Below are 22600 nucleotides of genomic sequence, written 5' to 3' on the forward strand. Positions count from 1 at the left end.
TCGGCGCGGGCGTCACGCCATGGATGTCATGCCAGGGAGTCACGCCATGGACGTCGTGGACGTCGCGGGCGTCACGGGCGTCACGGGCGTCACGGGCGTCACCGAGTGGAAAAGGGGGTTGGCGATGGTGACATAGACGGACTGGGTGTCCACCGGTCCCACGAGTTCGTCCAGGCCGCGCAGCCGGGTGAGCAGGTTGGCCTTGCAGCGCAGGGTGGGCGCCTCCAGGAGCCTGGCGGGCAGTGTCGAGCGGATCTTCGCGGGGCCGGACGCGGCCTCGGCGAGGAAGCGGCGGAACGCGGCCAGCAGAAGGCGCTCATCAGCGAGCCGCTGGGAGCCGAACGCCCCGACCAAACCGAGGACGTTGTTGACACCGAGGTAGTAGGCGAACCGTTCGTCGGCGACCTCGTCGGAGACGAAGGTGTCGCTGTGGGCGCCGATCTCGGGCAGTCGCCGCTGGAGTTCGGCGCACCGGGACTCACGGAAGTAGTACCCCTGGTTGTCGCGATAGCGGCCGCCGGCCGGCCAGCCGTCGGGGTCCAGCAGTACCAAGGTGTTCTGCTGGTGTGCCTCCAGTGCGATACCTGCCTCGCCGTCCAGCCAGAGCACGGGCCGTACGACGGTGTGCAGATAGCGCAGAAACCACTCGGTGCTGACGGTCGCCGGGCGGTGGCCGGTGCGGGCGGCGATCCGGGCGACGATCCGGGCGAGCCGTGAGCACATCGTCCTCCGGTCTGGCCAGGGGCGGAGCGCGGTGAGGCCGGCCAGGCATACGGCCTCGTCGCCCGGGCCGAACGGGTTGTGCCGGACGACGACATCGAGCCCGCTGATCGGGGTGCTGTCGGGGCTGTCGACCGCGAGCCAGGCGGGGTCGCGGACGATGTCGAAGCCGGGGCGTCCCGGGCAGGCCGCCCGCCACTGCCCGGAGAGGCCGCTGCGCAGGAGCCGGTGCACCTCGACGCCGCGCCACAGCTCCTTGCGCAGGTTCTCCCGGCGGGAGTTGGTGATCCGCAGGGCGAGCGACAGCTTGAGCATCGCGGGTGCGCCGGTCCGGTAGACGGTGCGGATGGAGGAGGTGGGGTGCCAGTGCTCGCCGGCCGGTCCCAGGTCGTGCAGCAGCCCCGCGTCGAAGAGCGCGGTGACCTCCGGGCGGTACCGGATCTCCCGGGCCTGCCAGGGGTGCAGCGGCAACGGCACGGTGCCGGGCGGCCGTTCGAGGTCCGGGCCCGCGAGCGAGAGGGCGAGCCGTTCGGCGGGCACGGTCCTGCCGCGTTCGGTCCAGGCCGAGTCGCGGGACAGGACGGACTGATCGACGGCGAACCAGTGCAGGGGAAAGGAACCACGCGACTCCGGTGAGAAGACAGGCGATTCGGCCTCGGAGAGCCCTTCGCGGCTCTTGGGGGTGGGATGGAAGGGGTGACCCAGGAGAAGGGACTGTTCGGCGGTCAGAAAGGGGGTGTCCGTCGCGGGGTCGGCGGGCGTGGCCCGTCGGGCGGACAGGAATTGGGCGGTGTGTCGCACGGAGTCCGCGACTCGGCCGACGAGTTCGGTGAGCGGTTCCCGGGAGCTGATCCGCTCGGGACCGTAGGCCGCCTCCCGGCCGAGGAGGGCCGCGAGGGTGACCGCGTCGAGGGCGGGCGCGTCCGGGGCGCCGCCGTCGAGCGTGGGCGGGCCGAAGCGGTGCCATCCGGTGGCGGACCAGTGGCGCACTGGCACCAGCAGGGCGGTGCCGACGGCGGGGAGCGGGATCCGCCAAGTGCCGGCGGCGGGGGGCGCCGCACCGCTCTCGCGCGCCCAGCAGCGCAGCAGGTTCTCGGTGGCGCAGGCGTCCGCCGCGGCCCAGGGGTCAGGGTGGTCCAGGGCATCGTCCGGGGCGGTGTCGTGGGCGCCTTCGTGGACGCCGTCGGCGCGGCGGCCCTGCCGTGGGACGGCCGCCACCTCGGCGCCACCCTCGTCGTGGGCTTCCTTGCCATGGGCTTCCTTGCCATGGGCCCCGGCAGCGGTCTGCGGTGCCGGCGGGAGGTGTGGGTGGTGTTCCCGGGGGGAGTGCGGCATATCGGGTGCGGGCACGGCTGTCGGTCCTCCTGCTGCTGAACGCCTTTCGGCTGTCCCCCGCACGTACCAACGACGCGCGGGGCGCGGGATCACGGGCAACCGGCAGATCCGTGCGGCCGGGAACCAAGGACCCGGCTGTGGCCGTCGTAGGCGGCACCGGCATAGTGGGGGCCGTCCCCTAATCGGGGCGGTGCATGACAATTTCACAGCAGCACTCAGAGCAGCCCAGAACATCAGGGGGAGTTCCGCCCATGCCATCCAATCGCCAGCCAGCCTCGCGTCCAGGGTCCAGGTGGAGGCCGCTGCGCGCCCGCAGCAGCTCCCCCGTGCTGGCCGCCGCGGCGATCGCCTCGGTGCTGGCGCTGACCGCCACGGCGTGCGGCCCCTCGGACGACAACGCGGGGTCCGAGCCGAGTGCCGCGTCGTCGCAGAGCGCAGGGGACATCACTCTTCCCGACAATCTCAACGACAAGTTGAAGGAGCTCGGGGTCGACCTGGACAAGTGGAAGAACGGCGCCTGGAACAAGTGGGACAAGGACGACTGGCTGCGTGAGGCCGGCGACTTCATCAACCCGATCATCAAGGACCTCTGGAAGCCCGACCGGATGAAGGAGGCCCAGGAGCCCGACACCCCGGTCGACGACAACGACATCTCGGGCGACCAGGGGGTCACAGACCCCGACCCCCAGCCGGTCGCAGCCAAGGAGGTCGCGAGCCCCTACAGCGCCAACGTCCCCGACGCGGGCAAGGTCTTCTTCGACGGCCCCGAGGGCTCGATGGTCTGCTCCGCCACCGTCGTGCAGGACCCGGCGCACCCGGGCAAGTCCAACCTGGTGTGGACGGCGGGCCACTGCGTCCACGCGGGCAAGGGCGGCGGCTGGTACAAGAACCTGATGTTCGTCCCCTCGTACAACGACGCCGGCAAGTCGGTCGACGAGCTGGAGAACGCCACCAAGGAGCAGCTGGCGCCGAAGGGCGTCTGGTGGGCCGACTGGGCGCAGACCTCCTCGCAGTGGATCGACAACGGCGCGGCCGTCGGCGGCAAGGGCGCCCCGTACGACTTCGCGGTGCTGCATGTGAAGCCGGAGAACAGCGGCGGCAAGTCGCTCGAGGAGACGGTCGGCGGCGCACTGCCGGTCGACTTCAACGCCCCCGCGGTGAAGTCCATCAGCAAGATCACGGCCACGGGCTACCCGGCCGCGCCGCCGTTCGACGGCCAGAAGATGAACCAGTGCTCGGACAAGCCGGGCAGGCTCTCGCTCGACGCCAAGCAGCCGACGATGTACCGCATCGGTTGCACGATGACCGCGGGTTCGTCCGGCGGTGGCTGGGTCGCGACCGGCTCGGACGGCAAGCCGGCGCTGGTGTCGAACACCTCGATCGGCCCGACCACCGCCACCTGGCTGGCGGGTCCGCACCTCGGCCCTGAGGCGAAGGCCGTCTACAACGCGGTCAGCAAGAAGTTCGCCAACCAGTAGAACCGGCAGGCCGAACGGAGGGACGTGGCGGTCGGCACCGGCCGCCACGTTCTTACGGAAGCCGCCACGTTCGTCCCGCGGCGTTCGTACAGATGCCGCGTTCGTACAGATACGGACCAGACGGCGAAGGCCCGCCCCCGGTATCCCGGAGGCGGGCCTTCGCCGTGGAAGGGGTGTGGATCAGCCCTGCGCGGAGCTGGCGGGCACGTACCGCCGCAGCTCTGCGGCCAGTTCCTCGTGCACCCGTGCCTTGAGCAGCGTGCCCTCCGGGGTGTGCTCCTCGGAGATCACCTCGCCCTCGGCATGCGTGCGCGCGACCAGCTTGCCCTGGGTGTACGGCACCAGCGCCTCGATCTCGACCTGAGGCCGCGGCAGCTCGTTGTCGATCAGCCCCAGCAGCTCGTCGATGCCCTGCCCCGTACGGGCCGACACCACGAGGGCGCGCTTCTCGACGCGCAGCAGCCGCTGCAGCACCAGCGGGTCCGCCATATCCGCCTTGTTGATCACCACGATCTCGGGCACATCGACCGCGCCCACATCGCGGATCACCTCGCGCACGGCGGCCAGCTGCTCCTCCGGCATCGGATGCGAGCCGTCCACCACATGGACGATCAGATCGGCGTCGCCGACCTCCTCCATGGTGGAGCGGAACGCCTCGACCAGATGGTGCGGCAGATGCCGCACAAAGCCGACGGTGTCCGCCAGGGTGTACAGCCGCCCGCTGGGCGTCTCGGCCCGGCGCACGGTCGGGTCCAGGGTGGCGAACAGCGCGTTCTCCACCAGGACGCCCGCACCGGTCAGCCGGTTGAGCAGCGAGGACTTCCCCGCGTTGGTGTATCCGGCGATGGCGACCGAGGGCACCTTGTGGCGCTTGCGCTCCTGCCGCTTGATGTCGCGGCCGGTCTTCATCTCCGCGATCTCCCGGCGCATCTTCGCCATCTTCTCGCGGATGCGGCGCCGGTCGGTCTCGATCTTGGTCTCACCGGGACCGCGGGTGGCCATACCGCCGCCGCCCGCCGCTCCGGAGCCACCGCCACCCATCTGCCGGGACAGCGACTGACCCCAGCCGCGCAGCCTCGGCAGCATGTACTGCATCTGGGCCAGGGAGACCTGCGCCTTGCCCTCGCGGGACTTGGCGTGCTGGGCGAAGATGTCGAGGATCAGGGCGGTGCGGTCCACCACCTTGACCTTGACGACATCCTCCAGGTGGATCAGCTGGCCGGGGCTCAGCTCACCGTCGCATACGACGGTGTCGGCCCCGGACTCGATCACGACGTCGCGCAGCTCCTGGGCCTTGCCGGAGCCGATGTACGTGGCCGGATCCGGCTTGTCGCGCCGCTGGATGACCCCGTCGAGCACGAGGGCGCCCGCGGTCTCCGCGAGCGCGGCCAGCTCCGACAGCGAGTTCTCCGCGTCCTGCACGGTGCCGGAGGTCCAGACGCCGACCAGCACCACGCGCTCCAGGCGCAGCTGCCGGTACTCGACCTCGGTGACGTCCTCCAGCTCGGTGGACAGGCCCACGACGCGCCGCAGCGCGGCTCGCTCGGAGCGGTCGTACTGATCGCCGTCACGCTCCTGGTCGATCTCGTGACTCCAGGCGACGTCCTCTTCCATCAGGGCGTCGGCCCGAAGGCTCTCGGCGAAGGCGATGCGCTGCCGGTCCTGCGGAAGGGAAGAGGAGTGGGTCAAATCGATCCTTACGTCGTTGAGTACTCTCACCGTCGACAACGCATGGCGGACCCGGAGGATTCCCGGCCGCCGGCCGCGGCGCCGACCTGTCGATGGTCGCACGCGGCGGCCGGGCCGTCACCCGGGTTTCCCGGCGGATTCGTACGCCCGGCGGTCCGCCTTTCCGTCGGCCTTCGCCATGGCCCTCCCCGAGGATCTGACGTCGGGCCTCCAGTCGGGGTGCCCTGGCATCTTCGGCGTCGTCCTCCCGTACAGCCACGGCCGCAGGAAACCGGTCAGATCGCGGCCCGCCACCTCCGACGCCAGCCGGACGAAGTCCGCGGTCGAGGCCACACCGTCGCGGTACTTGTGCACCCACCGCCGCTCCAGCCGCTCGAACGCCGCCCGCCCGATCCGCTGCCGCAGCGCGTACAGGACCAGGGCGCTGCCGTCGTAGACGATCGGGCGGAAGATGCCGATCTGGTGGTCGGGGTCGGACGGCAGGGGCGCGGCGGGCGGGCCCCCGGACGCGCGCCAGGCGTCGGACCGCCCGTAGGCGAGACGCATCCGCTTGTCGAGCGGCATCTTCCCGCGCTCGTCCCCGTAAAGCGCCTCGTACCAGGTGGCATGGCCCTCGTTGAGCCACAGGTCGGACCAGCGGCGCGGGCTGACGCTGTCGCCGAACCACTGGTGCGCCAGCTCATGCACCATGATCGACTCGATGTACCACGACGGCAGTCCCGAGGTGGTGAACAGCCCTCTCTCGAAGAGGGAGAGCGTCTGGGTCTCCAGCTCGAAGCCTGTCGTGGCCTTGGCGATCAGTACGCCGTACGTCTCGAAGGGGTACGGGCCGACCTGCTTCTCCATCCACTCCAGCTGTCCCGGTGTGCGCGCCGGCCACTTGGCCAGGCGGGTGCTGTCCGCCGCGGGCACGACATCGCGCACCGGCAGCCCACCGGGGCCGGTGCGGTGCAGAACGGCCGAACGGCCGATGGAGATCTGCGCCAGTTCGGTGGCCATGGGGTGGGCGAGGCGGTATCGCCAGGTGACGTTGTTCCCCTCACGGCTGCGCCCCAGGGACTTCCCGTTCGCGACGACCGTGAGGTACTTGGGGGTGGTGACGCTGAAGGTGAAGCGCGCCTTGTCGGAGGGGTGGTCGTTGCAGGGGAAGACGCGGTGGGCGGCGTCGGCCTGGTTGGCCATCGCGAGCCCGTCGTGGGTGCGGATCCAGCCGCCGCTGTTGCCGCTCGGGTCGCTGGTGTGTTCAAGGGCGACCTGGAAGGAGGCGCCGCTGCGGACGGGCCGGGCGGGGGTGATGACCAGGTCCTCCCCCGCGCCGGTGAACCGGGCGGGCCTGCCGTCGACCCGCACCGAGCGCACGGTGCCGTGCGTGAAGTCGAGGTTGAAGGTGCGCAGCGGGGCGGTGGCGCGGGCGTCGAGGGTGGTGACGGCGTCCAGCGCCCGGTCGTTGCCGTGGTAGCGGAAGGCGATGTCATAGGCCGTGACGTCGTAGCCGGGGTTGCCGAGATACGGGAAGAGCCGGTCGCCGATGCCCCGGGGGCCCGGGGGCGGCGGCTCCGCGGCGGACACCCGCCCCGCGGCGGAGGACGGGCAGACCACGACGAGGGCGGCGGTGATCGCGGCGGCCGCGGCGGCGGTCCTGTGCCGCCCCGCGCGCCGGGCTGACGAGGGGCGGCCCCTCGGGGAAGACAGCATGACCTACGGCTATCAACGCCCGGACAAAAGCGGCCGACGGCACGGCCCAAGTCCACCCGAATGGGGTTCGGCCCCGGTTCGGCGCCAAAGGGCGAGGGGACCGGAGAGGCCGAGAGGCACCGGCCGGGGTTCAGGACCGGGCCGCCGCCATGCTGCGGCCCGCCCGCGTCACGTCGTAGACGCCGGGCACATCGCGCATGGCGCGCATCAGCGTCGGCAGTCGGCCCGGGTCGGGCAGCTGGAGCGTGTACGTATGGCGGACGCGCTGCTCGCGGGGCGGCTCGACAGCGGCCGAGACCACGGCCACCCCTTCGGCGGCGATGGCCTCGGTGAGGTCGGCCAGCAGGCGCGGTCTGCTGAACGCCTCGGCCAGGAGGGTCACGCGATAGTCGCCCCCGTCGCCCCCCTCCTCGTCCAGCCAGCGCACCCCGACCGTGCCGCGTCCGGTCGCCGTCATACGGGACACCGCGGGGCACTGCTCGCGGTGGACGGTGACGGTCCCGCCGCGCACCGCGAAGCCGATGACGGCGTCCGGGGGCACGGGGGTGCAGCAGCCCGCCAGCCGTACGGCCGCGCCGGGCAGGTCCGCGGCCACGCCCGGGGCGACCGCCGCCCGGTCCTCGACCCCACCGGACGCACCGGCTCCGGCCTGGTACTCGGCGGGGGCCGGGTCCGGGGCGGGGTCCGAGGAGGGCTGCTGGCGCTCCGGATTGGCGGCCAGCCAGCGGCTGATGGCGATGCGCGCGGCGGGCGTCCGGGCGTGGTCGAGCCATTCGGGCGAGGGCCCTGAGGAGGCGGCGTCTCTGGTGTCGCGCGCCATGAGCAGCTGGAGCATGTCGCCGTCGCGCAGCACCGTGCTCAGCGTCGCGATACGGCCGTTGACCCTGGCCCCGATGCAGTCGTGGGCGGCCTCGCCGTACTGGGCGTACGCGGCGTCCACGCAGCTCGCGCCCGCGGGCAGGCCGAGCGTGCCGCCGTCGGCCCGGAAGACGGTGATCTCCCGGTCCTGGGCGAGTTCGGCGCGCAGCGAGGACCAGAAGGTGTCGGGGTCGGGGGCGGCGCTCTGCCAGGCCAACAGCCGCGACAGCCAGCCGGGGCGGGTGGGGTCGGCGCGCTCGCCGTCGAAGGCGTCGGCGGCCTCCACCGGCGCGTTCGGCGCGTTGGTCGCGTACGGATTGCCGAGGGCGATCACTCCGGCCTCGGCGACCTGGTGCATCTGGTGGGTGCGGATGAGGACTTCGGCGACCTCGCCGTCGCGCCCGGCCACGGCCGTGTGCAGCGACTGGTACAGGTTGAACTTGGGGACGGCGATGAAGTCCTTGAACTCCGAGATGACCGGGGTGAAGCAGGTGTGCAGCTCGCCGAGGACCGCGTAACAGTCGGCGTCCTCCGAGACGAGGACGAGCAGTCGGCCGAGGTCGGAGCCGGTCAGCTCGCCGCGCTTGATGCCGACCCGGTGGACGGATACGAAGTGCCTGGGCCGGACGAGGACTTCGGCGGCGATGCCCGCCTCGTGCAGCACGCCGCGCACGTCCTCGGCGGCGCGGGCGAGCGGGTCCGGGCGGCCCGCGTGCTCCAGCAGGAGCTCGCGGGTACGGGCGTACTCCGCGGGGTGGAGGATGGCGAAGACCAGGTCCTCCAGCTCGGTCTTGAGGGCCTGCACGCCCAGCCGCTCGGCGAGCGGAATCAGCACATCGCGGGTGACCTTCGCGATGCGGGCCTGTTTCTCGGGGCGCATCACGCCCAGGGTGCGCATGTTGTGCAGGCGGTCGGCGAGCTTGATGGACATCACGCGCACGTCGTTGCCGGTGGCAACCAGCATCTTGCGGAAGGTCTCCGGCTCGGCCGCCGCGCCGTAGTCGACCTTCTCCAACTTGGTGACACCGTCGACGAGATAGCGGACCTCCTCGCCGAACTGCTCGCCCACCTGATCCAGCGTCACGTCCGTGTCCTCGACCGTGTCGTGGAGGAGCGACGCCGTCAAGGTCGTGGTCTCGGCGCCCAGTTCGGCGAGGATGAGGGTGACGGCGAGCGGATGGGTGATGTACGGCTCGCCGCTCTTGCGCATCTGGCCGCGGTGCGAGGACTCGGCGAGCACATACGCCTTGCGCAGTACGTCCAGATCGGCACCGGGGTGGTGGGCCCGGTGCACCTTGGCCACATGCTCGATCGCGTCCGGCAGGCGGCCGCGGGCGGGCGAACCCAACAGGGCGGCCCTGCTGAACCTGCGGAGATTACGCAGGTCGATGCGCGGGAGGCCGCGCCTGCGGCCGAGAACGGCATGGTCGGTGGCCTCTGCGCTCATGGGCACCTCCGGCGGCGTCGAGCGTCAACCGGCGTGGGCACTCCCCCTGGGCCGGTGCTTGATGCTACCGAGCCCATCACGCACGGCCGACCGGCTCTCGCCCAGAGTGAAATGGATCACCCATTGGGGTGAACTGTCAGGCGAGGGCCGTGTCCAGCCATGCGGGGTCGAGCTCGCCCTCGGCGACGATCACGGCCGGGCCGGTCATCTCGACCGTTCCGTCCGGAAGCTCACTGATCACTAGACGGCCGCCGGGGACGTCCACGGTATACGTGACGGGGTGGCCGTCTGCAGCGGGGTCGGCGCCGTCCCGCCGGGCCGTGGCAACCATCACCGCGCAGGCGCCGGTGCCGCAGGAGCGGGTCTCGCCCGAGCCGCGTTCATGCACCCGCATCGCCACATGGCGCGGGCCTCGGTCGACCACGAACTCGACGTTGGTGCCGTGCGGATACGCCGAACCAGGGGTGACGGCGGGAGCGTCGAACAGACGCCCCGCCTGGTCGAGGTCGTCGACGAACGCGACCGCGTGCGGGTTGCCCATGTCGACGTGGCGGGCGGGCCAGCTGTGCTCGCCGACGGCGACCGTGACCGCGCCCTCGGGGCCGGACTCGGGCAGTGCGGCCTTGCCCATCTGGACGGTGATCGCCCCACCAGGGGCGTCCGCGCCGCCGAGGTCGTCCTTGGCGATGTGGATACGGCGCACTCCGGCCCGGGTGGCGACCGCGAGATCGCCTGCCTCGACGAGCCCCGCCCGCTCCAGATAGCGGGCGAAGACGCGGACGCCGTTGCCGCACATCTCGGCGACGCTGCCGTCGCTGTTGCGGTAGTCCATGAACCACTCGGCCTCGTCGGCCATGCCCCGCGCCTCGGGGTGCGCCGAGGACCGTACAACGCGGATCAGCCCGTCACCGCCGACGCCGGCCCGACGGTCGCAGATCCGGGCGACGGCGGCCGGGGACAGCTCGAGCCGTCCGTCCGGGTCGGGGACGATGACGAAGTCGTTCTCGGTGCCGTGGCCCTTGAGAAAGGCCAGGCGGGGCGCGTCGCTCATCCCTCGATCCTACGGGGCACCCAGGACAACCGCCCGGACCGGGCTCCGCCACCGGCGGGGATCACTGCCTGCGGGGCTCAGCGGAGGCGGGCCACGCGCCAGAAGGTGAGGGCGGCCAGCAGCGCCACGATCACCACGTACAGCACGACGAACCGCCAGTCGGGGCGGCGCCCGGAGCCCCGGGGCGGCAGCCCCGGCCAGGTGTAGCCGACGCGGCGGGCGGCCATCAGCCCCCACCCGGCGGCGCAGCAGCTGAGCAGCAGGCCCAGCATGGCGACCACCGCCCCGCCGTCGCCGAATTCGAAGGCGAGCGGGAAGGCGAACATCAGGGAGCCCAGGATGGCGAGGCCCACGATCGGCGCGATCTGCCAGATCCGCAGCCGACGCGGCGGGCGAAGCTCGCTGAAGGACTCGCCGGCGGCGGGCAGGCCCTCGGCGCCGTCATCGATGGCCGGGCCTCCGGGCTCGCCGGAGACCACATCGTCGTCCGGGCCGTCGGAAGTGAGGTCCGGACCGTCGGAGGTGAGCGGTCCCGGATCGCTGTGGGGCGACTGGCGCGACACGTCGCGAGGGCCGGCCTCCATCGCCACCCGCCCTCCCAACTCCTGAACAACACCACGATCGGAGCTCGATGATGGCATGCCCGTGGGGGCCGGTATGGCACACGGAGCGTCCCGATGCCATCACGTGATCAGGCTGTGACCGCCCGGTCGACCAACGCCAGCGCGTCCGGCAGAAGCGCTTCGCGGCGGGCGGCCGCGCCGCTGAGCCAGTGGACGCGCGGGTCGCGGCGGAACCAGGAGTCCTGGCGGCGCGCGAACCGTTTGGTGGCCCGCACGGTCTCGGCGCGCGCCTGCTCCTCGCCGTAGTCCCCGGCCAGCGCGGAGAGCACCTGCTGATAGCCGAGCGCGCGGGAGGCGGTGCGCCCGGCGCGCAGCCCGATGCCCTCCAGCCGCCGTACCTCGTCCACGAGCCCGGCCTCCCACATGCGGTCCACGCGCCGGGCGATGCGCTCGTCCAGCTCGGGCCGCTCGACGTCGACGCCGATCTGCAGGGTGTCGTAGACGGCCTCATGGCCCGGCAGATTGGCGGTGAAGGGGCGGCCGGTGATCTCGATGACCTCGAGCGCCCGGACCACCCGCCGGCCGTTGCTGGGCAGGATCGCGCGGGCCGCCTCCGGGTCGGCGGCGGTGAGCCGGGCGTGCAGCAGCCCCGAGCCGAGCTCCGCCAGCTCGGCCTCGAGCCGGGCCCGGACGACCGGGTCCGTACCGGGGAACTCGAGGGCGTCGATCGCCCCCCGGATGTACAGCCCCGAGCCGCCGACCAGGACGGGGGTGCGGCCCTCCGCGAGCAGCCGGTCGATCTCGGCACGCGCCAGCCGCTGGTACTCGGCGACACTGGCCGTCTCGGTGACGTCCCAGATGTCCAGCAGCCGGTGCGGCACCCCTTGCCGCTCCTTCTCGGTCAGCTTGGCGGTGCCGATGTCCATGCCCCGGTAGAGCTGCATGGAGTCCGCGTTGACCACCTCGCCGTCGAGGTGGCGGGCGATGGCGACGCCCAGGTCGGACTTTCCGGCCGCGGTGGGGCCGACGACGGCGATGACGCGGTGTGGAGGGCCTGCGGTATTCACCGGACCAGTCTCGCAAATCCCAGGCGGCCTACTCGAACGAGCGACGTGACGGAGCACTTCCGGTCTCGTTGCCTGAGCGGCACGCGATATCGCCCGCACGAGTAGGGTATGGAGAAACATATGGGTGTTCTTGATTGGTTTCGCCGAGCTTCCAAGGAGGCGAGCCGACCGCCCGAGGCGTCAACCGAGCAGGCCCGGGCCGACACCCAGGCAGCCGGTGCGACGGCCGACCAGGCTGACGGAACGGCGCGGGGACACGGTGAGACAGAGGCCCCGCCGGGCGACGGCATCGGTATTCCGAAGCAGCAGTCCAAGCAAGAAGCCGATGCCGCTCGGGAGGGCGTACGCCATCCTGAGCAGGAGACGGCGCCGGACACCGCGCAGAAGACCGTGCGGAAGCCTTCCGGCGGCGCGGACAGCGAAACCGGCGAGAGCGCCCGCACATAGCCATTGACCGAGGGAAGGTGGCCCATGAGTGTGCTGGACAACCTCAAGGCCAAGGCCGGAGTCATGAAGGACAAGGCCGTCGGCTTCACACAACAGCACGAAGAGAAGATCGAGCGAGGCCTGGACAAGGCCGTCAAGACGGTCGACAGCAAGACCAAGGGCAAGTACCGAAACAAGCTCGAGACCGGTGCGGACAAGGCCAAGAACGCCCTCGGCCGCTTCTCCCACCCACAGGAGGGCCAGGGCAAGGCCAAAGGCCACCGTCGGCCCAGCACCTGAACCCCGCCGGTGAACGGCCGCGGAGCCGCCGCTCCGCGGCCGCGACCGTTTCCACTCCCGGCCCGCCGCCGGCCGCCCCTCCCGGGCCCGGACGCGCGCCCGCCCCCGCGACCGCCAGGATCGCGTCTCAAAGCGCTACGACCAGATCGTGATCTCGACACGCTACGGCCACACCGCGATCCCGACGCGCCGCGACCACGTCGCGATCTCGAGGCGCTAGGACCACATCGCGACGAAATACCCCACGCCGTACGGCGCTCCCTCATACCGCAACTCCCCCTTCAGCGCGGCCCCCTCACCCGCGCCCGCGAGCACCTGCAACGGCGCCCGGCCCGCCGCCTTCAGCTCCGCCGCCAACTCCTCGTCCAGCGCGGCGAGCGCGCCGACGTCCGCCGCGCCCAGCGCCCGCGCCACATCCGCATCGAAGCCGGCCGCGCGCTCGTCGAGATAGCCCGGAGCCTTCAGCGAGCGGCACGCGCTGCCGTCGCCCATCACCAGCAGCGCGACCCGCTCGGCCTGCGCCGCCAATTCCCTTCCGACTTCTCTACACCGCTCCGACGCCAGAGGTTCCCCCACGCCCAGCCCTTCGACCGGCGCCGCCTGCCACCTCGCGTGCTCCAGCAGCCACGCGGCCACGGCCAGCGAAGGAGGCAGCGTCCGCTCCGAGGCCTCGGCCGCGGCCTCGCCCCAGCCCCCGAGCCGTACGTCGAGATCCACCCCGAAGCCCCGGAAGGACCCGGGCGTGCCCTGGGGGTGCGGGCCCCGCCCGTCGCGCTCCGCGGGCCCGACGACGATCAGCCGCTCGGGCCGGGCCGCGGCCAGCACACCGACCGCGTCCAGGCACGCCGCGCGCAGCTCGTCCAGCTCACCGGCCGCCCCGGCGGCGACCTCGGGCACCAGGAGCGGCGGGCAGGGACAGACAGCGGCGGCGATCAGCATGATCGCCAGCCTATCCGGCGGGCTCGGGCCGGGGCGCCGAGTCCCACAGCAGCTCGGCCGCCCGGAACCGGTAGCAGTAGTTGCCCGTCGCGGCCTCCAGGACCATCAGGAAGACGTCCCCGTCGCGGTACACCAGCTTCCGGTACGGGTTGACCGGGTGCCGCGGCTCATAGCGCAGCGCGCGCTCGCGCAGCGCCAGCAGGGCCTCTTCCCGGGTCCCTCTGATGTGCGCCAGCGGGGTGATCGAGTGGTTCCTGGCGCCCGGGCCCATGATCTGGAGGTAGTCCTCCACGAGCAGGCCCCACCACGTCGCCGCATCGTCCCCGGTCACGCCGCCGTCCCCCGTCACGCCATGTCCCCCGTCGGATCCCGGGCGCCCAGCCCGGCCGTGCAGTCACTCAGCTGAAGCGGGCGCCCAGTCGTACGGTCGCCCCGCTCGTACGGTCGCTCAGTCGCAGCCGCAGCCCGCGGCGGGCGCGGCCACCGGCGGCGGGGCGCCGACGGTCGGCAGGCCCAGCATCACGCCCGCGGGCTTCTTCTCCTCGGCCGCGGTGCGCCGCTCCCACGCGTCACCCGAGCGGGTGCGCCGCACGCCCCTGGCCGGGCCCTCGGCGAGCAGGTGGTGCGGTGCGGCGTAGGTGATGTCCACCGTCACGACGTCACCCGGACGGACGCTCTCCTCGGGCCGCGCGAAGTGGACGAGGCGGTTGTCGGGGGCGCGGCCGGACAGCCGGTGGGTGGCGCCGTCCTTGCGGCCCTCGCCCTCGGCGACCAGCACCTCCACGGTCCGGCCGACCTGCTTCTTGTTCTCCTCCCAGGAGATCTCCTCCTGGAGGGCGACCAGCCGCTCGTAGCGCTCCTGCACGACGGCCTTCGGCACCTGCCCGTCCATCTCGGCGGCGGGCGTACCGGGCCGCTTGGAGTACTGGAAGGTGAACGCCTGTGTGAAGCGCGCCTCGCGCACCACATGCAGCGTCTGCTCGAAGTCGGCGTCGGTCTCGCCGGGGAAGCCGACGATGATGTCGGTCGAGATCGCGGCGTCCGGCATGGCGGCGCGCACCTTCTCGATGATCCCGAGGTAGCGCTCCTGCCGGTAGGAGCGGCGCATCGCCTTCAGCACGGTGTCGGAGCCGGACTGGAGCGGCATGTGCAGCTGGGGCATCACGTTCTCGGTCTCGGCCATGGCGGCGATGACGTCGTCCGTGAAGTCGCGGGGGTGCGGCGAGGTGAAGCGGACGCGCTCCAGGCCGGACACCTTCCCGCAGGCCCGCAGCAGCTTGCTGAACGCCTCGCGGTCGCCGATGTCGGACCCGTACGCGTTCACGTTCTGGCCCAGCAGGGTGATCTCGCTGACGCCCTCGGCGACCAGGGCCTCCACCTCGGCGAGGATGTCGCCCGGACGGCGGTCCTTCTCCTTGCCGCGCAGCGCCGGGACGATGCAGAAGGTACAGGTGTTGTTGCAGCCGACGGAGATGGAGACCCACGCCGCGTACGCCGACTCGCGCCGCGTCGGCAGGGTGGACGGGAATGCCTCCAGGGATTCGGCGATCTCGACCTGGGCCTCTTCCTGGATCCGGGCGCGCTCGAGCAGCACCGGCAGGCTGCCGATGTTGTGGGTGCCGAAGACCACGTCGACCCAGGGGGCCTTCTTGACGATGGTGTCGCGGTCCTTCTGGGCCAGGCATCCGCCGACCGCGATCTGCATACCGGGGCGCCTGGCCTTGATCGGCGCGAGCCGGCCGAGGTTTCCGTACAGCCTGTTGTCGGCGTTCTCCCGCACCGCGCAGGTGTTGAACACGACGACGTCGGCGAAGGCCTCGTCGCCCTCGCCCGCGCCCTCGGGCGCGCGGACATAGCCGGCGTCCTCCAAGAGGCCGGAGAGCCGCTCGGAGTCGTGGACGTTCATCTGGCACCCGTAGGTGCGCACCTCGTAGGTCTTCAAACCGGCTACCTCACTGCTGCTCACCCATCCAGGGTAAGGGGCCGCGATCAGGCCACTGTGCCGAATGACGAAGGCCGCCCGTACGGCCCCGACGGCCCCCGACTCCCCAACAGGCCGGGAGGACTGTCATGATCCTGCTCATGGCCGTCCGTCTTCCGCGCCTCGGCCGGCGCCGCGCGCTGCAGTCCGCCGCCGCCGGAGCCGTCGCGCTCGCTCTTCTCCTGTGGTGGCTGCTGCCGTTCGGGGGCGACGAATCGCCCCAGGGTCGGGTGACCTTCGCGACCGGCGTACCCACCGGCGTGTACGAAACCTACGGCAAGATGCTGCGCCGCGACCTCTCCCGGGACCTCCCCGACCTGGATGTGACGCTCCAGCGCAGCAAGGGGTCCCCGGACAACGTCCGGCGGCTCGCCGAGGGCCGCGCCACGTTCGCCATCGCCGCCAGCGACGCGGTCGCCGCCTACCGCGAACAGCGCGGGAAGGGCGCCGATCGGCTGCGTGCCTGCGCGCGGCTGTACGACGACTACATGCAACTGGTGGTGCCCAAGGGCTCCCGGGTGCAGTCCGCCCGGGACCTCAAGGGGCTGCGGGTCGGCGTCGGCGAGGACGACTCGGGCGTACAGCTGATCGCCAAGTCGCTGCTCAAGGCCGCCGGGCTCGACATGGGCAAGGACGTCAAGGCCGTGCGGGAGGGCATCGACCGGATGCCGGGCCTGCTGAAGGCCAAGAAGCTGGACGCGTTCTTCTGGTCAGGCGGGCTGCCGACGACCGCCGTGCGCACCCTGGCCCACGACTATCCGATCCGGCTGGTCCAGCTCGGCGACCTCATCGGCCCGCTGCACAGCCAGGGCGGGGTGACCCGCTACTACCGGGCGGCGTCGGTGCCCGCCGACGCGTACGAGGACATGCACCAGCGGGACGCCATCAAGACGATCGCGGTGCCCAACCTCCTGGTCACCACGGACCGGGTGGACCCCGCGCTCGCGGAGGCCATCACCCGGACCGTGATCAAGAACCGGGACCGCATCGGCTCCAAGGTGCACGCGGCGCAGAAGGTGGACCTGCGCACCGCGATCTTCACCGACCCGCTGGAACTCCACACGGGCGCGGAGCGCTACTACCGCTCGGTCAAGCCGTAGGGCCCCGAACCGTAGGGCCCCAAGCAAATAGGGCCCACCGCCCCTTGATACGACCCCCTAATGCGGCCCGGTGCGCGGCACAGTGATGGTCACGCGCAGCCCGCACGGCTCGTTGGGGGCGTACGCGATGGAGCCGCCGCCCGCCGTGAGCAGCGCCCGGGAGATCGACAGCCCAAGACCGGAGCCGTTGATGTTCTGGTGGCGGCTGCTGCGCCAGAAGCGGTCACCTATGCGCGCGAGCTCGTCCTCGGTGAGGCCGGGGCCCCCGTCGGCGACGACGATGGCGACCGTGTCCCCGTTCGGCTGGGCGGAGACCACCACCTCGGCGCCCGTCGGCGTGAACTTCACGGCGTTGTCCACGACCGCGTCCAGCGCGCTGGACAGCGCCACCGGGTCCGCCCAGCCGGCCACGGCCGCCGGGCCCTCGTAGGAGAGGCGGACGCCCTCGCGCTCGGCGACCGGCAGCCAGGCGTCGACCCGGTCGGTGGCGAGCTCGGCGATGTCGGTGAACTTGAGGTCGGTGGTGGAGTGCTCGGCCAGGGCCAGGTCGAGGAGGTCGTCCAGGACCTGGGCGAGGCGTTTGCCCTCGGTGCGCACCGAGGCGATCTCCTCGTGGCCGTCGGGCAGGTCGAGGGCCAGCAGCTCGATGCGCAGCAGCAGCGCGGACAGCGGGTTGCGCAGCTGGTGGGAGGCGTCGGCGACGAAGGCCCGCTGCTGTTCGAGGACTTCCTCGACGTTGTCGGCCATCTCATTGAACGAGCGGGCCAGGCGGCGCAGCTCCGGTGGCCCGGAGGCGGCCGCGACACGGGACTGCATGCGCCCGGTGGCGATGTCGTGGGTGGCCGTGTCGAGGATGCGTACGGGGCGCAGCACCCAGCCGGTGAGCCGGAAGGCCGCCCCGACCGCCAGAAGCATCGCGGCCGCCTCCCCCGCGGCGATCACCAGCCAGCCGTGCAGGATGCGCGACCGCATCTGTGGGGTGGGCGAGTCGGTGACCACGACGGCCACCACGTCGCCGTCGCGCACCACGGGGGAGGCGACGGTGAGCCGGCCCTGTTGCCAGGGCCAGACCTGGTCCGGATCGTGGCTGCGGCGGCCCTGAAGGGCCTCGTCGAACGCCTCGGCGCCGTCGCCGGTCTCGGGGAGCCGCCAGTCGCCCGGCGCCTGGGCCATGGGCCTGCCGTTCCGGTAGTAGACGCCGGCCCGGATGCCGTACAGGTCGTGGTAGCGCCGGAGTTCGGCCCTCAGGGTGCTCAGCCGTTCGTCGTCCTCCGCGGTGGTGGCGGCGGCCGGCCCGGCCGTGACGAACTGGGCGAGCGCGGCGAACCGCGCGGTGTCGTCGATCCGGTCGACGACCACGCGCTGCTGCTCGCGGGCGGCCACGCTGCCCGCGAGCGGAAAGCCAAGCGCGAGCAGCACGCCGGCCATGAGGACGATGAGGAGCGGGAGAAGTCGGGTGCGCACGGGGAGAAGTCTCGCGGTTCCTCAGTTCGCCGGTGACACCAGGCGGTACCCGACGCCCCGGACCGTCTCGATCAGCGCGGGCATGCGCAGCTTGGAGCGGAGCGAGGCGATATGCACCTCAAGGGTGCGCCCGGTCCCTTCCCAACTGGTGCGCCACACCTCGCTGATGATCTGCTCGCGGCGGAACACCACGCCGGGGCGCTGGGCGAGCAGGGCGAGCAAGTCGAACTCCTTACGGGTGAGCGAGACGGTCGCGCCGTCCACCGCGACCTGCCGGGTGGCCAGATCGAGGGTGACGGGACCAATGTGCAGGGGGGCGTTACGGCTGTCGGCACTCTCCTCGGCGCTCGGTGCGGGGTCGGCCGGAAGCGTGCGCCGACTCACAGCGTGGATCCGGGCGAGCAGCTCCATGGTGTCGTAGGGTTTGACCACATAGTCGTCGGCACCGAGGTTGAGACCATGGATGCGGGATCTTACATCCGCCCGCGCGGTCACCATGATCACGGGAGTGGTGGTCCGCTTGCGGATACGGCCACATACCTGGAAGCCGTCCTGGTCCGGCAGCCCGAGGTCGAGGAGCACGACGCCGAACGGCGGCCCCGAGTCGGGCAGCAGCGCTCTCAGCGCTTCCTCACCACTTCTGGCGTGCGTGACTTCGAAACCGTGCCTCGCGAGCACCGCGGACAGAGCCGCGGCGACATGGTTGTCGTCCTCGACGAGCAGCAGTCTCACCGACCCCTACACCACCTTTCCACTGAGTGGCGCATGCGTTTCACCAACATGGCCACAGGGCATCCACGCCTAGTCGGCACGTGCCCGTCAAGACGCATCTAGTCACACTTAGGTTTCCGTTATGTAGCCGGTACGGCAGCCTGGGATCGCGTTCACACAGAGTGTCGCCTCGCCGCCGGATCGTTATCCTCAATTTCCGCTCAGATGTAATGACGCTGGTCTCGGCGGCCCCCTAAGGTCCTCCCAACCGAGGAGGACGGAGCGAAACGCCGAATGAGCGAAGTACCGGTGACCAAGGACGCAACTCCGGTTGCGGACGCGTTGGTTGCGCTGTCAGGAGTCAACAAGCACTTCGGCGCGCTGCATGTGCTCCAGGACATCAACCTGAACATCGCACGGGGCGAAGTGGTCGTTGTGATCGGCCCTTCCGGGTCCGGCAAGTCGACCCTCTGCCGCACCATCAACCGCCTGGAGACGATCGACTCCGGCACCATCACGATCGACGGCAAGCCACTGCCTCAAGAGGGCAAGGAGCTCGCCCGCCTGCGCGCCGACGTCGGCATGGTCTTCCAGTCGTTCAACCTTTTCGCGCACAAGACGGTGCTCGAAAACGTGATGCTGGGCCAGCTGAAGGTGCGCAAGATAGACAAGAAGACCGCCGAGGAGAAGGCCCGCACGCTGCTCGACCGAGTGGGCGTGGGCAAGCAGGCGGACAAGTACCCCGCGCAGATGTCCGGTGGTCAGCAGCAGCGCGTGGCCATCGCCCGAGCGCTGGCCATGGACCCGAAGGCGATCCTGTTCGACGAGCCGACCTCCGCGCTCGACCCGGAGATGATCAACGAGGTGCTGGACGTCATGCAGCAGCTCGCCCGGGACGGTATGACGATGGTCGTCGTCACGCACGAGATGGGCTTCGCGCGCTCCGCGGCGAACCGGGTGGTCTTCATGGCCGACGGCCGGATCGTCGAAGAGGCCGAGCCCGAGGAGTTCTTCAACAACCCCCGCAGCGACCGGGCCAAGGACTTCCTGTCGAAGATCCTTCACCACTAGAGCCCACCACTGGCTTCCCAAGCCCGCACCTGGCTTCACCACTGAGCCCCGCACGGCTCACCCACGTCTGCACGCACGCACAACAAACCTTGAGGGATGCACGATGAGAATTCGTAAGACGGCCGCAGCGGCTTCGGTGGTTCTGGCTCTGGCGGCGACCGCTGCCTGTGGTGGCAAGGAGGGCACCGCCGGCGACAAGCCCAAGGGCGGCGAGGTCGTCAGCGGCAAGTACACCGTCGCCAAGGACGTGAAGCTGGACTCGCCGACCCTCAAGGCGGCCCAGAAGCGCGGCAAGCTCATCATCGGCGCCAAGGCCGACCAGCCCTACCTCGGCTTCGAGGACACCAACGGCAAGCGCTCCGGTTTCGACATCGAGATCGCCAAGATGGTCGCCGCCGACCTGGGCTTCTCCGAGGACCAGATCGAGTTCAAGACGGTCGACTCCAACGTCCGCGAGACCTCCATCTCCAAGGGCCAGGTCGACTACTACGTCGGCACCTACACCATCAACGACGAGCGCAAGAAGCAGGTCGGCTTCGCGGGCCCGTACTACGTGGCCGGCGCGGACCTGCTGGTGCGCAAGGACGACAAGGACATCACCGGCCCGGACGCCGTCAAGGGCAAGAAGGTCTGTTCGATCGTCGGCTCCACTCCGCTCCAGGAGATCAAGAAGTCGAAGTACGGCGCCAAGACCACCGAGCTCGGCAAGTACTCGCTGTGCGTCAAGCAGCTGCTGGACGGCCAGGTGGACGCGGTCACCACCGATGACGCGATCCTCAAGGGCTACGCGGCCCAGCGCCCGAGCAAGCTCAAGGTCGTCGGCAAGCCGTTCACCGAGGAGCCCTACGGCGTCGGCATGAACAAGGACGACAAGGCGCTGCGCGACGCGATCAGCGACGCGCTCGAGAAGCACATCAAGAACGGCGACTACAAGAAGGCGTACGAGGGCACGCTCGGCAAGTCCGGCTCCGCCTACGTCGCCCCGAAGACGCCCCTGCCGCGCTACTGAGCCGGTTCTCCCCGTACGCCCTGAAGCCGGTACGACCCGTCGTGCTGACCTGACCGCTAGCGCGGAGAACAGATGAACCTACTCTTCGATTACTTTCCCGAGTTCCGCGACGGATTCCTCGGAACGCTGTCGCTCACCGCGGCCAGTGCGGCGCTCGCCCTCATCCTCGGCATCATCATGGCCGGCTTCAGGGTGTCCCCCATTCCGCCGCTGCGTGCCTTCGGAACCGCCTGGGTCACCCTGCTGCGGAACACCCCGCTGACCCTGCTGTTCCTGATCACGTTCTTCGTGATCCCCCAGATCCTCTTCCCCGGGACGAGCCCCTACAAGCTCGCGGTGGGGGCGCTGGGCTGCTACACCTCGACGTTCGTCTGCGAGGCTGTGCGCTCCGGCATCGGCACGGTGCCGATCGGGCAGGCCGAGGCGGCCCGGAGCCTGGGGATGACCTTCTTCCAGACCCTGCGGATGATCGTCCTGCCGCAGGCCACCCGGACCGTGATTCCCCCGCTGAGCAGCATATTCATCGCTCTCACCAAGAACTCCGCCATCGCGGGCGCCTTCAGCAACACCGAGCTGTTCAGCGTCTCGAAGCTGCTGAGTGACAAGGGGTACCCGATCGCCTGGATCTTCCTGTGGATCGCGCTCGCCTACCTGGTCATCACCTTCTCCATCAGCGGACTCTTCCGACTGCTTGAGCGCCGCATGGAGGTGGCCCGATGAGCGCAAGCGTCCTGTACGACGCACCCGGTCCCAAGGCCCGTATACGCAACCGCGTCTACTCGGTCATCGGCACCCTCGCCGTGATCGGCCTGATCGTCTTCATCGCCATTCGGCTGAACGACAAGGGCCAGTTCGCGCCGGAGATGTGGGACATCTTCAACTACGCGGGTGTCCGCAACGACATCGTCGACGGCCTGCTGACCACCCTCCAGGTGTTCGCGGTGGCCGCGGTGCTGTCCATCGCGCTCGGCGTGGTGCTGGCCGTCGGCCGGCTCTCGGACCACAAGTGGGTCCGCCTGTTCGCGACCGGCTTCATCGAGCTGTTCCGGGCCGTCCCGCTGCTGATCACCATCTACGCCCTGTGGGTGCTCTTTCTCACCTACAAGAACGACCTGGGGTTCACCGGTGACGGGACAGAGTTCTGGGCCCTGGTCATCGGCCTGACCGTCTACAACGGCTCGGTGCAGGCCGAGGTGTTGCGGGCGGGCATCAACTCGGTGCCCAAGGGGCAGAGTGAGGCCGCCTACGCCCTGGGTATGCGCAAGACCCAGGTCATGATGACCATCCTGATCCCGCAGGGTGTCCGCGCGATGCTGCCGACCATCATCAGCCAGCTGGTGGTCACCTTGAAGGACACCTCGCTCGGCTACGTCATCACGTACCAGGAACTGCTGTACAAGATGCAGCACATCGCCGAGGCGACCGTCGTCAACGACGAGAGCCCCTACGTTCAGGTGATCATCGTCGGTGGTGTGATCTACGTGGCCCTGTGTCTGGCGCTGTCGGCCCTGGCCACCTGGATCGAGCGGCGCGGTCGGCGCACCAAGACCGGCATCGCGGTCGCCCCGGCCGAGCAGCCGGTGGCGGCGGGAGACGCCCTGGACGTCGTCGATCAGTCCGAGGTCGCCGGACCGGTCGACACGTCGGCGAAGAGCTGACCGTATACCCGGTTCGATATCCGGTCCGACGGGGGCGG

At 70.7% G+C, this 22600-nt stretch carries 20 protein-coding genes; 8 read left to right on the forward strand and 12 right to left on the reverse strand.

What is annotated here, in order from left to right; all coding sequences use genetic code 11:
- Window positions 1-39: 39 nt before the first annotated feature.
- The gene (locus ACH4U7_RS18295; RefSeq protein ID WP_398528897.1) at window positions 40-2070 is read right to left on the reverse strand and encodes an IucA/IucC family protein; all 2031 of its coding nucleotides are present in this window, start codon (window positions 2068-2070) and stop codon (window positions 40-42) included.
- 236 nt (window positions 2071-2306) lie between these two features.
- Here ACH4U7_RS18295 and ACH4U7_RS18300 point away from each other — a divergent pair, with 236 nt between their 5' ends.
- Window positions 2307-3533: a trypsin-like serine peptidase gene (locus ACH4U7_RS18300; RefSeq protein ID WP_398528898.1), complete on the forward strand. Its 1227-nt coding sequence runs from the start codon at window positions 2307-2309 to the stop codon at window positions 3531-3533.
- A gap of 180 nt (window positions 3534-3713) precedes the next feature.
- Here ACH4U7_RS18300 and hflX read toward each other — a convergent pair whose 3' ends face one another.
- From hflX to miaA, 6 genes are all read right to left on the reverse strand, one after another.
- On the reverse strand, window positions 3714-5222 hold the full coding sequence (gene hflX, locus ACH4U7_RS18305; protein ID WP_398528899.1) for a GTPase HflX: 1509 nt from the start codon (window positions 5220-5222) through the stop codon (window positions 3714-3716).
- A 117-nt stretch (window positions 5223-5339) separates the two neighbouring features.
- Window positions 5340-6917 (reverse strand): M1 family metallopeptidase, encoded by a 1578-nt coding sequence (locus ACH4U7_RS18310; protein ID WP_398528900.1) that lies wholly within the window; start codon window positions 6915-6917, stop codon window positions 5340-5342.
- A gap of 130 nt (window positions 6918-7047) precedes the next feature.
- Window positions 7048-9222, reverse strand: coding sequence for a RelA/SpoT family protein (locus ACH4U7_RS18315; RefSeq protein ID WP_398528901.1), 2175 nt, complete (start codon window positions 9220-9222; stop codon window positions 7048-7050).
- A gap of 136 nt (window positions 9223-9358) precedes the next feature.
- Window positions 9359-10273, reverse strand: a complete 915-nt coding sequence (gene dapF / locus ACH4U7_RS18320) for a diaminopimelate epimerase (RefSeq protein WP_398528902.1) — start codon at window positions 10271-10273, stop codon at window positions 9359-9361.
- 77 nt (window positions 10274-10350) lie between these two features.
- Window positions 10351-10857 carry a hypothetical protein gene (locus ACH4U7_RS18325; protein WP_398528903.1) on the reverse strand — a complete coding sequence of 169 codons (507 nt, stop codon included), beginning with the start codon at window positions 10855-10857 and terminating at the stop codon, window positions 10351-10353.
- 107 nt (window positions 10858-10964) lie between these two features.
- Entirely contained in the window at window positions 10965-11903 is a 939-nt protein-coding gene (gene miaA, locus ACH4U7_RS18330; protein WP_398528904.1) for a tRNA (adenosine(37)-N6)-dimethylallyltransferase MiaA, read from the reverse strand.
- A 120-nt stretch (window positions 11904-12023) separates the two neighbouring features.
- Here miaA and ACH4U7_RS18335 point away from each other — a divergent pair, with 120 nt between their 5' ends.
- Window positions 12024-12350 (forward strand): hypothetical protein, encoded by a 327-nt coding sequence (locus ACH4U7_RS18335; RefSeq protein WP_398528905.1) that lies wholly within the window; start codon window positions 12024-12026, stop codon window positions 12348-12350.
- Between the two features lie 24 nt (window positions 12351-12374).
- Window positions 12375-12629: an antitoxin gene (locus ACH4U7_RS18340; protein ID WP_089508534.1), complete on the forward strand. Its 255-nt coding sequence runs from the start codon at window positions 12375-12377 to the stop codon at window positions 12627-12629.
- Between the two features lie 216 nt (window positions 12630-12845).
- Here the strand turns inward: ACH4U7_RS18340 and ACH4U7_RS18345 are convergent, their stop codons facing one another.
- The 3 genes from ACH4U7_RS18345 to miaB form a co-directional block, all read right to left on the reverse strand.
- Window positions 12846-13568: a class III extradiol dioxygenase subunit B-like domain-containing protein gene (locus ACH4U7_RS18345; protein ID WP_398528906.1), complete on the reverse strand. Its 723-nt coding sequence runs from the start codon at window positions 13566-13568 to the stop codon at window positions 12846-12848.
- A gap of 10 nt (window positions 13569-13578) precedes the next feature.
- A complete protein-coding gene (locus ACH4U7_RS18350) occupies window positions 13579-13899 on the reverse strand; it encodes a hypothetical protein (RefSeq protein ID WP_398528907.1) in 321 nt (106 codons plus the stop codon).
- Between the two features lie 117 nt (window positions 13900-14016).
- The gene (gene miaB / locus ACH4U7_RS18355) at window positions 14017-15534 is read right to left on the reverse strand and encodes a tRNA (N6-isopentenyl adenosine(37)-C2)-methylthiotransferase MiaB (protein WP_398528908.1); all 1518 of its coding nucleotides are present in this window, start codon (window positions 15532-15534) and stop codon (window positions 14017-14019) included.
- 116 nt (window positions 15535-15650) lie between these two features.
- Here miaB and ACH4U7_RS18360 point away from each other — a divergent pair, with 116 nt between their 5' ends.
- Window positions 15651-16649 (forward strand): TAXI family TRAP transporter solute-binding subunit, encoded by a 999-nt coding sequence (locus ACH4U7_RS18360; protein WP_398528909.1) that lies wholly within the window; start codon window positions 15651-15653, stop codon window positions 16647-16649.
- A gap of 57 nt (window positions 16650-16706) precedes the next feature.
- Here the strand turns inward: ACH4U7_RS18360 and ACH4U7_RS18365 are convergent, their stop codons facing one another.
- Together ACH4U7_RS18365 and ACH4U7_RS18370 are read right to left on the reverse strand one after the other, a co-directional pair.
- On the reverse strand, window positions 16707-18113 hold the full coding sequence (locus ACH4U7_RS18365; RefSeq protein ID WP_398528910.1) for an ATP-binding protein: 1407 nt from the start codon (window positions 18111-18113) through the stop codon (window positions 16707-16709).
- A gap of 21 nt (window positions 18114-18134) precedes the next feature.
- Entirely contained in the window at window positions 18135-18845 is a 711-nt protein-coding gene (locus tag ACH4U7_RS18370) for a response regulator transcription factor (protein WP_398528911.1), read from the reverse strand.
- Between the two features lie 273 nt (window positions 18846-19118).
- Here ACH4U7_RS18370 and ACH4U7_RS18375 point away from each other — a divergent pair, with 273 nt between their 5' ends.
- The 4 genes from ACH4U7_RS18375 (at window position 19119) to ACH4U7_RS18390 (ending at window position 22562) form a co-directional block, all read left to right on the forward strand.
- Window positions 19119-19895 carry an amino acid ABC transporter ATP-binding protein gene (locus ACH4U7_RS18375; RefSeq protein WP_014175929.1) on the forward strand — a complete coding sequence of 259 codons (777 nt, stop codon included), beginning with the start codon at window positions 19119-19121 and terminating at the stop codon, window positions 19893-19895.
- Window positions 19896-19998: 103 nt separating this feature from the next.
- The gene (locus tag ACH4U7_RS18380; protein ID WP_398528912.1) at window positions 19999-20904 is read left to right on the forward strand and encodes a glutamate ABC transporter substrate-binding protein; all 906 of its coding nucleotides are present in this window, start codon (window positions 19999-20001) and stop codon (window positions 20902-20904) included.
- 72 nt (window positions 20905-20976) lie between these two features.
- Window positions 20977-21624 carry an amino acid ABC transporter permease gene (locus ACH4U7_RS18385; RefSeq protein WP_398528913.1) on the forward strand — a complete coding sequence of 216 codons (648 nt, stop codon included), beginning with the start codon at window positions 20977-20979 and terminating at the stop codon, window positions 21622-21624.
- Window positions 21621-22562, forward strand: coding sequence for an amino acid ABC transporter permease (locus ACH4U7_RS18390; RefSeq protein ID WP_398528914.1), 942 nt, complete (start codon window positions 21621-21623; stop codon window positions 22560-22562). The genes ACH4U7_RS18385 and ACH4U7_RS18390 overlap by 4 nt, the downstream gene beginning before the upstream one ends.
- Window positions 22563-22600: the final 38 nt, after the last annotated feature.

Origin of the sequence: Streptomyces sp. NPDC020845 (genome assembly GCF_044334165.1) — a bacterium.
Taxonomy (GTDB): Bacteria; Actinomycetota; Actinomycetes; order Streptomycetales; family Streptomycetaceae; genus Streptomyces.

Excerpts from the sequence above, each read along its gene's own strand:
- dapF (WP_398528902.1), bottom strand. The coding sequence starts at position 10,273 with ATGAGCGACGCGCCCCGCCTGGCCTTTCTCAAGGGCCACGGCACCGAG.
- ACH4U7_RS18325 (WP_398528903.1), bottom strand. The coding sequence starts at position 10,857 with ATGGAGGCCGGCCCTCGCGACGTGTCGCGCCAGTCGCCCCACAGCGAT.
- ACH4U7_RS18335 (WP_398528905.1), top strand. The coding sequence starts at position 12,024 with ATGGGTGTTCTTGATTGGTTTCGCCGAGCTTCCAAGGAGGCGAGCCGA.
- ACH4U7_RS18375 (WP_014175929.1), top strand. The coding sequence starts at position 19,119 with ATGAGCGAAGTACCGGTGACCAAGGACGCAACTCCGGTTGCGGACGCG.
- ACH4U7_RS18360 (WP_398528909.1), top strand. The coding sequence starts at position 15,651 with ATGGCCGTCCGTCTTCCGCGCCTCGGCCGGCGCCGCGCGCTGCAGTCC.
- ACH4U7_RS18340 (WP_089508534.1), top strand. The coding sequence starts at position 12,375 with ATGAGTGTGCTGGACAACCTCAAGGCCAAGGCCGGAGTCATGAAGGAC.
- ACH4U7_RS18315 (WP_398528901.1), bottom strand. The coding sequence starts at position 9,222 with ATGAGCGCAGAGGCCACCGACCATGCCGTTCTCGGCCGCAGGCGCGGC.
- ACH4U7_RS18390 (WP_398528914.1), top strand. The coding sequence starts at position 21,621 with ATGAGCGCAAGCGTCCTGTACGACGCACCCGGTCCCAAGGCCCGTATA.
- ACH4U7_RS18345 (WP_398528906.1), bottom strand. The coding sequence starts at position 13,568 with ATGCTGATCGCCGCCGCTGTCTGTCCCTGCCCGCCGCTCCTGGTGCCC.
- ACH4U7_RS18385 (WP_398528913.1), top strand. The coding sequence starts at position 20,977 with ATGAACCTACTCTTCGATTACTTTCCCGAGTTCCGCGACGGATTCCTC.
- ACH4U7_RS18380 (WP_398528912.1), top strand. The coding sequence starts at position 19,999 with ATGAGAATTCGTAAGACGGCCGCAGCGGCTTCGGTGGTTCTGGCTCTG.
- ACH4U7_RS18300 (WP_398528898.1), top strand. The coding sequence starts at position 2,307 with ATGCCATCCAATCGCCAGCCAGCCTCGCGTCCAGGGTCCAGGTGGAGG.
- ACH4U7_RS18310 (WP_398528900.1), bottom strand. The coding sequence starts at position 6,917 with ATGCTGTCTTCCCCGAGGGGCCGCCCCTCGTCAGCCCGGCGCGCGGGG.